The following is a 13717-nucleotide window of genomic DNA, read 5'->3' as shown; positions in this document are numbered from 1 at the left end:
CCGCCGCACCGGCTGGATCAGGAAGGTGTCCAGTTCCTGCGCGCGCTCGTCGTCGCCCCAGTTGCCGATCCACAGCAGGTCGCCCTGCTGCGCCTGCCCGAGCTGCGGCTGGAACACGCGCAGATCCGCCGCCTCGTGCCAGGTCCACACGCGCGCGCTCCAGCCATGGCGCAGATACTGCTGGCGCACCGCTTCGCCGAAGGCGAGTACGCCGTCGTAGTCGGACAGGTCGAACTGCGCCATCTCGTCGGGGGCGCTGACCGAGCGGTGGTGGGTGTCATGGAACAACACGCGACATCCGGCAGGCGCCTCGCGGCAGATCCGCGCGATCAGCGCCGGCGCGTTCCATTCGTGTACCAGCACCACGTCGGCACCGTCCAGCACCTGCGCCAGATCCAGCGTGGCCAGGTCGTAGCGCGTGCTGCGCAGCTGCGGAAAGGCATCGGCGAAGGCCTGCAAAGGCGCTTCGCCCTCCTCCGCCTGCAGTTGCGCACGGCTCCAGCTGTCGTGCGGCTCGTACACCGCCACCGCGTGCCCGCGCGCCTGCAGTTCGGCGACGATGCCGCGCAGGAAATGCGCATTGCCGTGGTTCCAGTCCGACACCAGCGAGTGATAGAACAGCACGAATTTCATGCACCGACTCCGATCGAGGAAAGCAAGGGGACCGGCGGGCCGGCGCGTCCGGCAACGCGGGGCGTGCCGCGATGCGCGATCAGCGCCCGATAGCGCTGGCGATAGGCCACGGCCATGGCGGTGGCGGTGTAGTGCCGCGCCTGCGCAACCGCGCGCCGGGCCATGCGCTGACGCAGCAGCGGATCGCCGATCAGGCGCTGCAACTGCGCCGTCAGCGCCCGTGCGTCGTCCGGCGCGACGTACAGCGCCGCATCGCCCCAGACCTCGCGCAGGCTGGGGATGTCGCCCAGTACCAGGGCGCAGCCGGCCTGCGCCGCTTCCAGCGCCGACAGCCCGAACGGTTCGTAGCGCGCCGGCAGCGCATACACGCTGGCGCGGGCCATCCAGCGGCGCAGACGCGACGGCGGCAGCTGGCCCAGTCGCAGCGCCGACGCAATCGCTGCGGTGCCGCCGTCCGGATGCGCCGCTTCGCCGGCAATGCGCAGCGCCCAGGGCAGCTGCGGCGCCACCGCGGCCAGCGTCCGCAGATTCTTCGCCTCGTCCCACAGCCGTCCTGCCGCCAGCACCAGGGGCTGCTTGGCGCTGGCCGGCACCGGCCGCGACAGCGGCGCGGTGCCATTGGCAATCACGCTGCACGGCACGTCCAGCGGATACTGCGCGCGCAGTGCCGCCAGCATCGCCTGGGTCGGCGCGACCACGTGATCGGCCGCCGCCAGGCCCGCGGCGACCGTGGCGCGGTAGTGATCCCACTCCGGCGGCAGCGCCTCGCCGCGCACCGCCTGCCACCAGGAGCCGACGCAGGAATGGGCGGTTATCAGCACCGGCGCAGGCCACGCCAGGGCGCCGTGCGCATAGTCGTTCAGATGCACAACGTCCGGACGCACCTGCGCCGCCAGTGCCTGCAGCCAGCGCCCGGCCGAGGACACATCGGCCCAGGGATCGTCCATCCACAGCAGCCGGTAGCCGCTGGCATGCAGGCGCAGTCCCTGGATCGCCGCGGCCTCGCGCCACTGCGCCGGCGTGGGGGTCGCGCCCATCGTCGCCAGTTCCACGCGATCGCCCTGCGCGGTCAGCACCCGGCACAGGCTCAGCGCGTACTGCCACACGCCGCCGACGGTGTCGGCGGTCATCAGGATCCGCAGCGGGCGCTCAGCGTCCATAGAGCGCATCCACGGTGCGGGCGACCTCGAGCAGATGCAGCGCCGCCGGGTCGAAGCCGGGGTCGGTGGCCAGGCGCTCGGCCCAGTCCAGCAAGGCGCGCCCGCCCCAGGCGTCCGGTGGCGAAGCCAGGCGCTCGCACCGCGTGCCGTCGAAGCGGTCCACGGTGAAGTCGAAGAACGAGCCGTCGACATTGCGCAGTGCCGCGCCGCCACCGGTGCCGTACACGTTGGCCTGGATCACCGCGTCGCAACCGGCCGGCAGCCGCCACGAGCAGGCCATGCGCACGCTGGCGCCGTTGTCCATGCGCCACTGTGCGCTGGCGTAGTCCTCCACCTGCCGCACCGGCCGGGTCAGCGGCCGGCCTTGCGCGTAGAGCGCCGCCTGCAGCTCGTGATGGCCGCCGCTGCCGGTCAGCCACATCGCCAGGTCCAGCAGATGGATGCCCAGGTCCATCACGCAGCCGCCGCCGGAACGGGCGATGTCGTAGAACCAGTCCTTGTCCGGGCCGTAGGCGTTGTGGAACAGCAGGTCGATCGCGAACACCTCGCCCAATGCGCCCTGCGCGATCTGCTCGCGCAGCGTCGCCATGCCCTTGGCGAAGCGGTAGCTGAAATCCACCGCGAGCAGGCGGTCGTGGCGTTGCGCCAGCGCCAGCACCTGCTCGGCTTCGGCGGCGGTGCGGGTCAGCGGCTTCTGGCAGAACACCGCCAGGCCGCGCTGCAAGGCCGCGGCGGCCTGCGCCGCGTGCGCGCCACTGGGCGTGGCGATGACCAGGCCGTCCAGGTCCTCGCGCGCCAGCAGCGCCTCCAGGTCGGGCAGCAGGTCGGCGGCCGGTGCGTCCTGGCGTGCGTCGTGCAGCGCCGTCGCGCTGGCATCGGCGATCGCCACCACCTCGCCGAGCCCGCTGTCGGCCAGGGCGCGCATGCGCGCGCGGCCGATCCAGCCGACCCCGAGGAAGCCCAGCCGTGGCGCGCGCCAGCGCGGTTGCGCGTACGCGTTCATGCCAGCACCACGGCTTTGAGGAACCCATCCGGGCGCGCGTCCATTGCCGCGAATGCCTGCGGCAACTGGTCCAGCGCGTAGCGATGGGTCAACAGCGGGAACGGATCCAGACGCCCGTCGGCGACCGCCTCCACCGCCTCCTGCAAGCCGCGCAACGCCACCCGCGGATCGCGTTCGTGCGCGTTGACCACGTCCAGGCCGCGCCAGTTCCACTGCTGCATGTCGACCTGGCGCGGGCCGTCCTGGTGGTAGCCGGCGATGACCAGGCGCCCGCCCTCGCCGCACAGCGCGCTGGCGATATCCAGGGTGACCTGCTCGCCTGCGGCCTCGATCACCCGCAGGCAGCCGCTGCCGCCGGTGAGTTCGTGCACCGCACCGATCGCCGCGTAGCGATCCTCGGTGGCCAGCGTGGCGCTGGCGCCGCACTGGCGCGCGACCTGCAGGGCGTAGTCGCGCCGCGACAGCGCGATCACCTGCGCACCCAGGCCGGTGGCCAACTGGATCAACAGCGCGCCGATGAAGCCCACTCCGACCACCGCCACGGTCTGGCCGGGGCGGATGTCGCTGCGGCGCAGGATGTTCATCGCACAGGCCAGCGGCTCGCCAGGCAGGTCGCGGCCGTCCAGCGCCGGCGGCAACCGCACCAGCGCATCGGTCTCGGCCAGGTCGTACTCGGCGTAGGCCCGGCCGGACAATAGCGCGACTCGGTCGCCCGGCGCCCAGCCCTGCACCTCGGCACCGACCGCGTCGATCTCGCCCCAGCCTTCGTGGCCCGGCGCACCGGGTTCGAACGGATAGGCGAACCAGGGCCGGCCGGCCCACACCGGCAGATTGGACGCGCACACGCCGCAGCCCTGCAGGCGCACCCGCACTTGCTGCGGGGCGGGTTCGGGACGCGACTGGCGCTGCGTGACGATGCGGCCCGGGCCTTCGAACACGGCGGCATGCATGCTGTTCATGCGGCGTGGATCCTCCGTTGCGGTGGGGAAACAGGTGCGGCGCGCTCGGCCTGCGTGTGCAGCCAGCGGTGCAGCCGGGCGATGCCGGCCTCGGCGCCGACGCGAGGTGACCAGCCGGTGGCCGCGGCGAAGGCGCGGGTGTCGGAGACGTAATAACGCTGGTCGCCGACCCGCGGCGCCGCGTGCGCCAGTTCCAGGCGATGGCCGACCAGCGACTCGATCCGGCGCAGCACCTCGCGCAGGCTGGCGGCGTTGGCGGGGCCGCCGCCCATGTTGAACGCCCGCCCGGACAGCCGCGGCATCTGCGCCTGGCATTGCAGGAACGCCTCGACCAGGTCGTCCACGAACAACAGATCGCGGACCTGGCGGCCATCGCCGTATACGGTGATCGGCTGCCCCTGCAGCGCGCGGATCAGGAAATGCGCGACCCAGCCCTGGTCTTCGTTGCCGCATTGGTGCGGGCCGTAGATGCAGCTCATCCGCAGCACCACCGCCTGCAGGCCGAAGCTGCGCGCATAGTCCAGCACGTACTGGTCGGCACCGCCCTTGGAGCAGCCGTAGGGGCTGTGGAAATCCAGCGCGCGGCGCTCGTCGATGCCGCGCGCGCGCAGCAGCGGATCGCTCGGCTGGTAGCGCTGCGCGTCGGCTTCCAGCGCGACGTCGTCCAGCGCGCCATAGACCTTGTTGGTGGAGGTGAACAGCAGCGGCGGCGGGCGCCGCGCGCCGCGGATCGCCTCGAGCACGTTGAAGGTGCCGCGCAGGTTGACCTCGAAGTCGTGCGACGGATCCTCCAGGCTGGAGGTCACCGCCACCTGCGCGGCCAGGTGGAACACCTGCGCCGCCTGCGCCACTGCATCGCCGAGCAGATGCCGATCGCGCACGTCGCCCACTTCCACCTGCAGACGCTCGCCGGGATAGTGGCGACGCAGCCACTGCAGGTTGTGCTCCACGCCCGGGCGCGACAGGTTGTCGTAGACGATGACCCGGCGTCCGCTGTCGAGCAGGCGCGCGGCCAGATTGGTGCCGATGAAGCCGGCGCCGCCGGTGATCAGCACCGCATCCTGCCCACGCGACCGCGGCAGGGTGTGGATCGGCGCGTGCGCGTCGGCGCGTGGCGCGACCGTCGGCGCCGGCGCGAGGTCCGGGCGCGGCGCGCGCGACAGGTTGGCGCCGTGCTCGTGGTGCAGCGACGCCAGCGCCTGGATGCCGTCGTAGCCCTGCTCGGCCCACAGCCGGTACAGCAGCTTGGCGCGGCCGCGCTCGTCGCGCAGGCCGAAGTGATAGTGGCGCTCGTCCTCGTGGAAACCGTCCTGGTGGCTGATGCTGCCGTGCAGGTCGCGCGCGGCATACCAGTACAGCCGCTCCACCGGCGCATCCAGGGTCTCGCGCAACTGCCGTACCTGCTCGATCTCGTCATGCCGCCAGGTCGAATACCCGGTCTCGCTGAGCCAGACCTGCGGCTGCAGACCGTGCGCGGCCAGCACCGCGCGGACGTCGCCGAGCACCTCCGCCCACGGCCGGCGGCGGAAATCCCAGGTGCCGGGAAAGCCGTGCACGCCGACCGCGTCGATGTGCGCCAGCGCCCCACGCTGCGCCATCAGCGCCAGCCAGTTCGGATCGGTCGGGCACATGCCGCCGAGCAGGGTCTTCTTGCCCAACTGGTGCGCCCAGTGCGCGGCCTGGCCGATCATCTCGGCGAAGCGCTGCCAGTCGTGGTCCAGGTGCCAGTCCCAGTCGTTGAGGTTGTTCGGCTCGTTCCACAGTTCGATCCACTCGAAGCCGGCGCCGAAGCGACCCACCACCTGGTCGATGAAATCGGCGAAGGCCTTGCTGTCGCGCGGCGGCGACGCCGTGCGCGGCTCCAGCCCCAGCGATGGCGGGGTGTAGCAGAAGCACGGCAGCACCTCGCAGTGGGCGCTCAGCAGCGGCATCAGCCAAGCGTACCAGCGCTCGCCTTCGGCGGTATGCCAGTCGGCCCAGGAGAACTGGGTGCGCAGCCGGCGCACGCCGAGCTCGCGCATGTCGCGCAACAGCGCATGCACCGCATCCTCGTCGCCGATGCGCAACCATTCGATCAGGCCGATCTCGGCCAGCCGTTCGCGTGCCTGTGCGCTCATCCCTGCAACCCCCGCCGCGCCAGCTCGGCATTGGCCGCCTCCACGCCGTCGGCGGCGGTCTGCTCGCGCAGCCACTCCACCAGTTCTTCCAGGCCCTGCTGCAGGTCCACCTGCGGCGCATAGCCGATGCGTTCGCGGGCCAGCGCGATATCGGCGAAGCAGTGGCGGATGTCGCCGACCCGGTAGTTGCCGGAGACCTGCGGCGGCAGATCGTCGATGCCCATCGCCGCGGCGATGCGCTGCCCCACTTCGTTGATGCTGACCGCCTGGCCGCTGCCGACGTTGAGCGCCAGGCCGGCGGCGCTTTCGCATTCGTAGGCCAGGCGGCAGGCGCGCGCGACGTCGCTGACATGGACGAAATCGCGGCGTTGCGCACCGTCCTCGAAGATCACCGGCGGTTTGCGGTTGAGCAACCGCGCCGCGAAGATCGCCAGCACACCGGTGTAGGGATTGGACAGCGCCTGGCGCGTGCCGTAGATGTTGAAGAAGCGCAACGCGGTGGTCGGGATCGCATACGCCTGGCCGACGATCAGGCACAGGCGTTCCTGGTCCAGCTTGGACAGCGCGTACACCGAGGAAGGTTCGGCCGGCTTGCGTTCGTCGGTCGGCACCGGCTGCAGCGGGCGCCCGTCCACGCTCGGCTCCCACTGCGCGCGGCGCAGTTGCGCCAGCGGGCGCTCGCGCACCGGCACCGGCGTGCCGTCGGCATCGACGTAGGCGCCCTCGCCGTAGATGCTCATGCTCGACGCCACCACCAGCCGCTGCACCGGCCGCTCCACCAGCGCTTCCAGCAGCACCGCGGTGCCGAGATTGTTGGTATGGGTGTAGTGCGCGATCTGGTACATGCTCTGGCCGACGCCGACTGCCGCGGCGAGGTGAAACACCCCGTCCACATCGCGCAGCGCAAGCCGTACCGCCACCGGATCGCAGACGTCGCCGACCATCAGCTCCACGTCCTCCGCGAGATACGCCGGTCGCGCGGCCTGCATGCCGTGCACCTGCGCGCACAGGTTGTCCAGCACCCGCACCCGGTAGCCGTGGGCAAGCAGTTCGTCGGCCAGATGCGAGCCGACGAAGCCGGCGCCACCGGTGATCAGCACGCGCTTGCCGGCCTGCGCGCGGCTGGCGCTGCTCCTGAGTTCATGCACAGTCACGTTCCACCTCCAGGTCCGGGATGTCGTGCAGATGCGCCTGGAACCAGGCGATGGTGCTGCGCAGGCCCTCGTCCAGCGCCACCCGCGGTTCCCAGCCGAGCTCGCGCCGCGCCAGGCCGATGTCCGGACAACGCCGGGTCGGATCGTCCTTGGGGATGGGCCGGCGCACGATGCGCGAGGACGAGCCGGTCAGCGCGAGGATGCGCTGCGCCAGTTCGGCCACGGTGATCTCGTGCGGGTTGCCGAGGTTGACCGGACCGGTCCAGCCACGCGGGCTGCGCATCAGTTGCACGATGCCCTCGACCAGATCGGAGACGTAGCAGAACGAGCGGGTCTGGCTGCCGTCGCCGTACAGGGTCAGCGGTTGCCCGCGCAGCGCCTGCACGATCAGGTTGGACACCACCCGGCCGTCGTCGTTGCGCATGCGCGGCCCGTAGGTGTTGAAGATGCGCCCGACCTTGATGTCGGTGGCATACAGGCGGTGATAGTCGAAGAACGCCGCTTCGGCGCAGCGCTTGCCCTCGTCGTAGCAGGCGCGCGGGCCGATCGGGCTGACCGCGCCGCGATAGTCCTCGCGCTGCGGATGCACTTCCGGCTCGCCGTAGACCTCGCTGGTGGAGGCCTGGAAGATGGTCGCGCCATTGCTGCGCGCCACCTCCAACAGGTTGATCGCACCTTCCAGGCAGGTCTGCAGGGTATGCAGCGGACGCGCTTGGTAATGCACCGGCGAAGCGCAGCAGGCCAGGTTGAACACCCAGTCGACCTTGGCCTGATACGGCTGCACTACGTCGTGGGCGACGAAGCGGAAACGCGGACGCGCCAGCAGGTGCGCGATGTTGTCCAGCGAACCGGTCAGCAGGTTGTCCAGCACGGTGACGTCGTAACCGTCGTCCAGCAGACGCTCGCACAGATGCGCGCCGACGAAGCCGGCACCGCCGGCGACCAACGCGCGCGGTGGCGCTTGGGTGGTAGGGGAAGGAATTGCGCCATCCATCATCGACTCCTCGCAGAGGCCGGGCGTCATCGCCTGGCGTGGGAGACTCAGCGCAAATCGCGTGCCAAGTACCGGCGAAACCGCAGCGCAATGCGGCGGACGGCGTCGCTGCGCGCGATGCCGCGGACGTTTCGGCGACGGCCTGTCCCGTTCTGTGACCGACGCGTACGCAATGCGTGCATGCGCGCGTGGGCGTGACGTGAAGTCAGCCGCGCGCCTGCAAGGCGCGAAGGAAAAAATTGCCGGGCTGGGGCCGCGTCAGCGCGTAACCTGCGCCAGCGGCGCGGCCCATGCTGCAACGGTCGCGAATGCTCGGCCAACGGGGCCGCAGTGAGGGAGGCGGGACGTTCTCGCCTCCGCGCGGCTGGCACGACAATCGGGACGGCGCATCCGCACCGGCGATGCGCCATGCCCCGGGTCAGGCGAGCGCCGTGGCTTCGGCCGGCATGCGGGCATGAAAAAAGGGCCGAAGCCCTTTTTCGGACATCCTGTGCATCTGCACTGGATGTCGGTACTGCTGAATGTGGAGCGGGAAACGAGACTCGAACTCGCGACCTCAACCTTGGCAAGGTTGCGCTCTACCAACTGAGCTATTCCCGCTTGAGGCCGCGAATTCTACCGGGACCACGCAGCCTGTCAACCGTTGCCTTCGATTTTTTTCGCGTTCTTTTCCGCCACCGCCGCGCGCTCGTCGTCGCGCAGGCTCGGCCAGGCCGCATGCAGGTACTGGATACCCGACAACAGGGTCAGGATCGCGGCGATCGCCAGGGTCCAGTCGCCGACGTGGAAGACGAACAGGCCCATCCACACGCTCTCCGGCGGCGAGCCGTCGGGCATCACCGAGTACAGCAGGCACAGCAGCGCCACCATCTGCGCGGTGGTCTTGATCTTGCCGATCATCGCCACCCGCACCTTGGCGCGCTGGCCGATCTCGGCCATCCATTCGCGCAGCGCCGACACCGCGATCTCGCGGCCGACGATCACCGCCGCCCAGAACGCCATCCACGGCGTCGGGTGGCCCTGCACGATCAGGAACAGCGCCACCGCCACCATCAGCTTGTCGGCCACCGGATCCAGGAACGCGCCGAACGCGGAGTACTGGTGGTAGCGCCGCGCCACCCAGCCGTCCAGCCAGTCGGTGAACGCGGCCAGGCCGAAGATCGCCGCCGAGGCGAAGTTGGTCCAGGTGTACGGCAGATAGAACACCAGCACCAGCACGGGGATCATCACGATCCGCAGCAGCGTGAGCCAGGTGGGGATGGTCAACTTCATTGCGCTGCTCTACTCGCCTGCCGGATCGGGCACCGGCAGTCCGTGCAGGTTAGCGTAGATTCGTGCGGCCAGTGCGTCGTTGATGCCTTCCACCCGCGCGATCTCGGCCTCGCCGGCGGCCTTGAGTCCGGCCAGCCCGCCGAAATGCTTGAGCAGGCTGGCGCGGCGGCGCGGGCCGATGCCGGGGATGTCCTCCAGCTTGCTGGTCATGCGCGCCTTCTGGCGGCGCCCGCGGTGGCCGGTGATGGCGAAGCGGTGTGCCTCGTCGCGCACCTGCTGGATGAACTGCAGCGCCGGCGACGCCGCGCCCGGGCGCAGTTCGCGCCCGTCCGGCATTACCAGGGTCTCGTGGCCGGCGCGGCGCTCGGCGCCCTTGGCCACGCCGATCAGCAGCACCACGTCCACGCCCAGGTCGGCCAGCGCGCCGGTGGCCTGCGCCAGCTGGCCGGCGCCGCCGTCGATCAGCAGCACGTCCGGCAGCACCACGTCGCCCTTGCCCTCGCCTTCGGCGGCGCGACGGAAGCGGCGCTCGATCGCCTGGCGCATCGCCGCGTAGTCGTCGCCCGGCTCGATGCCGCTGATGTTGTAGCGCCGGTACTGGCTGCGCACCGGACCGCTGGCGTCGAACACCACGCACGAGGCCACCGTGGCCTCGCCCATGGTGTGGCTGATGTCGAAGCACTCCACCCGCTTGACCGGTTCGGTCAGGCCGAGCATCTCGCGCAGCGCCTCGCTGCGCGCATGCTGGGCGTTGCGGCTGGTCAGTTCGGTGACCAGGGTGGCCTGGGCGTTGCGGCTGGCCAGCTCCAGGTAGCCGGCGCGCTCGCCGCGCACGTTCCACTTCAGTTGCACCTTGCGTTCGGCGGCCGAGCTGAGCGCCGCCTCGATCAGCTCGGCGTCTGGAATCTCGCGGTCCAGCAGCACCTCGCGCGGCGGCGCGTGCTCGACGTAGTACTGCGACACGAACGCGCCCAGCACCTCGGCGGCACTGTCCTCGCCGTTGGTCTTGGGGAAGAACGCGCGGGTGCCGAGGTTGCGGCCGTCGCGGAACGCCAGCAGCAGCACGCAGGCGTTGGCGCCCTGGGTGGCGCAGGCCAGCACGTCGAGGTCGGCGGCACGGCCGTCCACGTATTGCCGGCTCTGCATGCTGCGCAGCGAGCCCAGCAGATCGCGCAGGCGCGCGGCGCGTTCGAACTCCAGACGTTCGCTGGCGGCCTGCATCGCCTGCACCAATTCCTCGCCGAGCTGGTCGCTGCGCCCTTCCAGGAACAGCGTGGAGCGGCGCACCGCCTCGGCGTACTCGTCGGCCGCCACCAACGCCACGCACGGCGCGCTGCAACGGCCGATCTGGTACTGCAGGCACGGCCGCGAACGATTGCGGAACACGCTGTCCTCGCAGCTGCGCAGCTTGAACAGCTTGTGCATCAGGTTCAGCGTCTCGCGCACCGCGGTGACGCCGGGATACGGCCCGAAATAGCGGCCGGGCACCGCGCGCGGGCCACGGTGCAGGGTGATCCGCGGCCACTCCTCGCGGGTCAGCAGCACGTAGGGATAGCTCTTGTCGTCGCGCAGCGACACGTTGTAGCGCGGCGACAGCGACTTGATCAGCTGGTTTTCCAGCAGCAGCGCCTCGCCCTCGCTGCGGGTGACGGTGACGTCCATGCGCGCCACCTGCGCCAGCATGGCCATGGTCCGCGCATTCTTCGGCGAGCCGCTGAAGTAGCTGGACACGCGCTTGCGCAGTGCGCCGGCCTTGCCGACGTAGAGCAAGGTGTCGTCGGCGGCGTACATGCGGTAGACGCCGGGCGCGGTACTGAGGTTGGCGGCAAAGGCCTTGCCGTCGAACGCGGGCAATGCGGGGGTGCTCATTCGCCGATCGCGACGTCGTGCAGTTCGCCACTGGCGATGTCGTAGCGCAGCACCGCATGCGCATCGGTCTCGGCGATCCACACCGTGCCGGCGCTCACCGCCAACCCGCCCGGGCCATGCAGGCGCCGCGGCAAGGCCGCGGTGGACAGTTCGCCGCCGCCCAGACGCAGGCTGCGCAGACTGCCGTTACCGCTGTCGGCGATCCACAGCAGCGGCGCGTCCGGGCTCAGCGCGATCGCCTGCGGGAACTGCAGGCGGGCGCGGCTGCGCGGCCCGTCCTCATTGCCGAAATCCCATGGCCCCTGGCCGCCGAGCAGGGTCTGCACCAGGTCGCCGCGCAACTGCATCGAGCGCACCGCCGAGCCCAGCGCATCGCACACGTACAGCACCTGCTGCACCGCGGCCAGGCTGCACGGCTGCGCGAACGCGGCCAGGTGGCCGCTGCCGTCGCGCAGCTCCAGCGCGCCGGCACCGGCGCGCCAGCGCAGGCTGCGGCTGCCCAGGTCGTAGCTCCAGATGCGGTTGTCGCCGGCCATCGCCAGGTGCACCTGGTTGTCGGCGATCACCACGTCCTGCGGATGGTTCAGCGGCGCCAGCAGCGGTTGCTCCACCGGGCCTTCGACCGGCTCGCCGGCGCGGCCGTTGCCGCACAGCGTGTCGACCTGGCCGGTGAGCAGGTTGATCCGGCGCAGCGCATGGTTGCCGGTGTCGGCCACGTACAGCACGCCGCGCTCCAGCGCCAGCCCGCGCGGGCGGTGGAACGCCGCCTCGCCGATCGCGCCGTCGATGAAGTCGGCGGTGCCGATGCCGAACTGGCGCAGCACGCGGCCGCTGGTGCTGCATTCGAGGATGCGGTGATGGCCGCTGTCGGCGACGTACAGGCGATCCTCGGCCACCGCCAGTCCGGTCGGGAAGCGCAGCGGCAGGCGCGGCTCCGGCTGGGTCTCGCGGGCGTCGCGCAGGTCCTCGTCCAGCGGCAACGGCTGTCCGGCGCAGAGCGCGTGCAGCGCCTTGTCCAGTTCGGCGCCGCCGATGCCGACCAGGCGCTCGCGTTCGACACCGCTGGCGTCGATCAGCACCAGGGTCGGCCAGGCCTGGACGCCGAAGCGCTGCCAGGCGGCCCAATCGGCATCGAGCAGGACCGGCGCGGACACGCCCTGGCTGCGCAGCAGCTTCAGCGCCCGCTGCGGCTCGCGCTCGCTGTCGAAGCGCGGCACCTGCACCACGATCACCTGCAGCCGTCCGGGATTGCGCGCCTGCCACTGGCCGAGTTCGGCCAGGCGCTGCGCGCACCAGACCGAGGCGGCGTTGACGAAGGCCAGCACCAGCGCCCGGCCCTGCAGATCGCGCAGGCGGATCGGCTCGGCGTTGAGCCAGGCGCCGGACGCGGGGAGTTCCAGGGCGGCGATGGAATTCATCGGCCGATTATGCCGGAGCCGAGGTCGACGGACAGTCGCGCCACGCTGCCGGCGGCGGCTTCGTCTACCAGTTGCCAGACCTGCTCGAACTGGGCGCTGCCACCGGTGTACGGATCCGGGATCTCGCGGTGGCCGTGCACCCCGGCCCACGGCAGCCACAGCGCCACGCGCTCGTGCGCCGCCGCCGGAGCGCGCTGGCGCACGTCGCGCAGGTTGGCCGCGTCGGCGCACAGGATCCAGTCGAACTCGGCAAAGTCGCGGTCGCGCAGTTGCCGGGCGCGCAGGCCGGCGATGTCCACGTCATGGGCGGCGGCGCAGGCGACCGCGCGCCGGTCCGGCGGCTCGCCGCGGTGCCAGTCGCCGGTGCCGGCCGAGTCGACCTCCACCACACTCGCCAGCGGCGAGCGCTGCAGGTGGTGGCGCAGCGCGCCCTCGGCCATCGGCGAACGGCAGATGTTGCCCAGGCACACCAGCAGCAGCTTCATGCCTGCCCCTGCAGGTAGGCCTCGGCGCGCGCCAGGTCCTCGGGCGTATCCACGCCGGGCGGGAACGGCGCCGGCGACAGCGCCACCGCGATGCGGAAGCCGGCTTCCAGCACCCGCAACTGCTCCAGCGACTCGATCCGCTCCAGCGCGCCCGGCGGCATCGCCGCGAACCGGCGCAGGAAGCCGGCGCGATAGGCGTAGATGCCGATATGCCGCAGCCACGGGCCGGGCAGCGGCAACTGGGTCTGCGAGGCGGCGAAGGCATCGCGGTGCCAGGGAATCGGTGCGCGGCTGAAGTACAGCGCATCGCCAGCGGCGCTACGCACCAGCTTGACCACGTTGGGATCGAACAGGTGCTCGGCCGCGCCCACCGGCGTGCCCAGGGTCGCCATCTCGGCGCCGCTGTCGGCCAGGGTCCGCGCCACCGCGACGATGCCGGCGACCGGCGCGAACGGCTCGTCGCCCTGCAGGTTGACCACCAGGGTCGCATCGTCCCAGCCGGCGATGTCGGCGCATTCGGCCAGGCGATCGGTGCCCGAGGCGTGGTCGCTGGAAGTCGTGGCCACGTGCACGCCGTCCAGGTCGGCCACCGCGGCGGCGATGCGCGCATCGTCGGCGGCCACCCACACCTGCGCGGCGCCGGCGGCGAGCGC

The 13717-nt window shown here is 71.2% G+C and carries 12 protein-coding genes and 1 tRNA gene; all 13 read right to left on the bottom strand.

Translation table 11 applies throughout. The annotated features are described in order from the left end of the window. Positions 1-633 (bottom strand): glycosyltransferase (locus D588_RS0120430; RefSeq protein WP_017917322.1); only part of this gene is annotated, 633 nt, incomplete at its 3' end. Beyond that, the gene (locus tag D588_RS25750) at positions 630-1793 is read right to left on the bottom strand and encodes a glycosyltransferase family 4 protein (RefSeq protein ID WP_017917321.1); all 1164 of its coding nucleotides are present in this window, start codon (positions 1791-1793) and stop codon (positions 630-632) included. The genes D588_RS25750 and D588_RS0120430, both read right to left, overlap by 4 nt. Further along, positions 1783-2796, bottom strand: coding sequence for a Gfo/Idh/MocA family oxidoreductase (locus D588_RS0120420; protein WP_017917320.1), 1014 nt, complete (start codon positions 2794-2796; stop codon positions 1783-1785). Before D588_RS0120420 ends, D588_RS25750 begins: the two co-directional genes overlap by 11 nt. Next, a complete protein-coding gene (locus tag D588_RS0120415) occupies positions 2793-3755 on the bottom strand; it encodes a zinc-binding dehydrogenase (protein WP_017917319.1) in 963 nt (320 codons plus the stop codon). Before D588_RS0120415 ends, D588_RS0120420 begins: the two co-directional genes overlap by 4 nt. After that, a complete protein-coding gene (locus D588_RS0120410) occupies positions 3752-5872 on the bottom strand; it encodes an NAD-dependent epimerase/dehydratase family protein (RefSeq protein ID WP_017917318.1) in 2121 nt (706 codons plus the stop codon). Before D588_RS0120410 ends, D588_RS0120415 begins: the two co-directional genes overlap by 4 nt. Then, complete coding sequence (locus tag D588_RS0120405; RefSeq protein ID WP_223875492.1) at positions 5869-7026, bottom strand: NAD-dependent epimerase/dehydratase family protein; 1158 nt, start codon at positions 7024-7026, stop codon at positions 5869-5871. Before D588_RS0120405 ends, D588_RS0120410 begins: the two co-directional genes overlap by 4 nt. Continuing rightward, positions 7013-8020, bottom strand: coding sequence for a UDP-glucuronic acid decarboxylase family protein (locus D588_RS25745; protein WP_051067897.1), 1008 nt, complete (start codon positions 8018-8020; stop codon positions 7013-7015). The genes D588_RS0120405 and D588_RS25745 overlap by 14 nt, the downstream gene beginning before the upstream one ends. A 524-nt stretch (positions 8021-8544) precedes the next feature. After that, positions 8545-8620: transfer RNA gene (locus tag D588_RS0120395), tRNA-Gly, on the bottom strand. Positions 8621-8656: 36 nt separating this feature from the next. Continuing rightward, positions 8657-9292 (bottom strand): CDP-diacylglycerol--glycerol-3-phosphate 3-phosphatidyltransferase, encoded by a 636-nt coding sequence (pgsA, locus tag D588_RS0120390; protein ID WP_010342633.1) that lies wholly within the window; start codon positions 9290-9292, stop codon positions 8657-8659. Positions 9293-9301: 9 nt separating this feature from the next. Continuing rightward, the gene (gene uvrC, locus D588_RS0120385; RefSeq protein WP_017917316.1) at positions 9302-11161 is read right to left on the bottom strand and encodes an excinuclease ABC subunit UvrC; all 1860 of its coding nucleotides are present in this window, start codon (positions 11159-11161) and stop codon (positions 9302-9304) included. Further along, positions 11158-12579 carry a redoxin domain-containing protein gene (locus tag D588_RS0120380; protein ID WP_017917315.1) on the bottom strand — a complete coding sequence of 474 codons (1422 nt, stop codon included), beginning with the start codon at positions 12577-12579 and terminating at the stop codon, positions 11158-11160. The genes uvrC and D588_RS0120380 overlap by 4 nt, the downstream gene beginning before the upstream one ends. Next, the gene (locus D588_RS0120375; protein WP_017917314.1) at positions 12576-13064 is read right to left on the bottom strand and encodes a low molecular weight protein-tyrosine-phosphatase; all 489 of its coding nucleotides are present in this window, start codon (positions 13062-13064) and stop codon (positions 12576-12578) included. The genes D588_RS0120380 and D588_RS0120375 overlap by 4 nt, the downstream gene beginning before the upstream one ends. Then, on the bottom strand, positions 13061-13717 hold a 657-nt coding region (kdsB, locus tag D588_RS0120370; protein ID WP_017917313.1), incomplete at its 5' end, for a 3-deoxy-manno-octulosonate cytidylyltransferase. The genes kdsB and D588_RS0120375, both read right to left, overlap by 4 nt.

Source organism: Xanthomonas sp. SHU 308 (genome assembly GCF_000364645.1).
GTDB classification, from domain to species: Bacteria; Pseudomonadota; Gammaproteobacteria; order Xanthomonadales; family Xanthomonadaceae; genus Xanthomonas_A; species Xanthomonas_A sontii.
The sequence above is the reverse complement of the archived record's forward strand: the minus strand, read 5'-3'. Positions and strand labels throughout refer to the sequence as shown.

Bases quoted from the DNA above. Each gene is read 5' to 3' on its own strand.
- D588_RS25750 (WP_017917321.1), bottom strand. From the start codon at position 1,793: ATGGACGCTGAGCGCCCGCTGCGGATCCTGATGACCGCCGACACCGTC.
- D588_RS0120420 (WP_017917320.1), bottom strand. From the start codon at position 2,796: ATGAACGCGTACGCGCAACCGCGCTGGCGCGCGCCACGGCTGGGCTTC.
- D588_RS0120415 (WP_017917319.1), bottom strand. From the start codon at position 3,755: ATGAACAGCATGCATGCCGCCGTGTTCGAAGGCCCGGGCCGCATCGTC.
- D588_RS0120410 (WP_017917318.1), bottom strand. From the start codon at position 5,872: ATGAGCGCACAGGCACGCGAACGGCTGGCCGAGATCGGCCTGATCGAA.
- D588_RS25745 (WP_051067897.1), bottom strand. From the start codon at position 8,020: ATGGATGGCGCAATTCCTTCCCCTACCACCCAAGCGCCACCGCGCGCG.
- pgsA (WP_010342633.1), bottom strand. From the start codon at position 9,292: ATGAAGTTGACCATCCCCACCTGGCTCACGCTGCTGCGGATCGTGATG.
- uvrC (WP_017917316.1), bottom strand. From the start codon at position 11,161: ATGAGCACCCCCGCATTGCCCGCGTTCGACGGCAAGGCCTTTGCCGCC.
- D588_RS0120380 (WP_017917315.1), bottom strand. From the start codon at position 12,579: ATGAATTCCATCGCCGCCCTGGAACTCCCCGCGTCCGGCGCCTGGCTC.
- D588_RS0120375 (WP_017917314.1), bottom strand. From the start codon at position 13,064: ATGAAGCTGCTGCTGGTGTGCCTGGGCAACATCTGCCGTTCGCCGATG.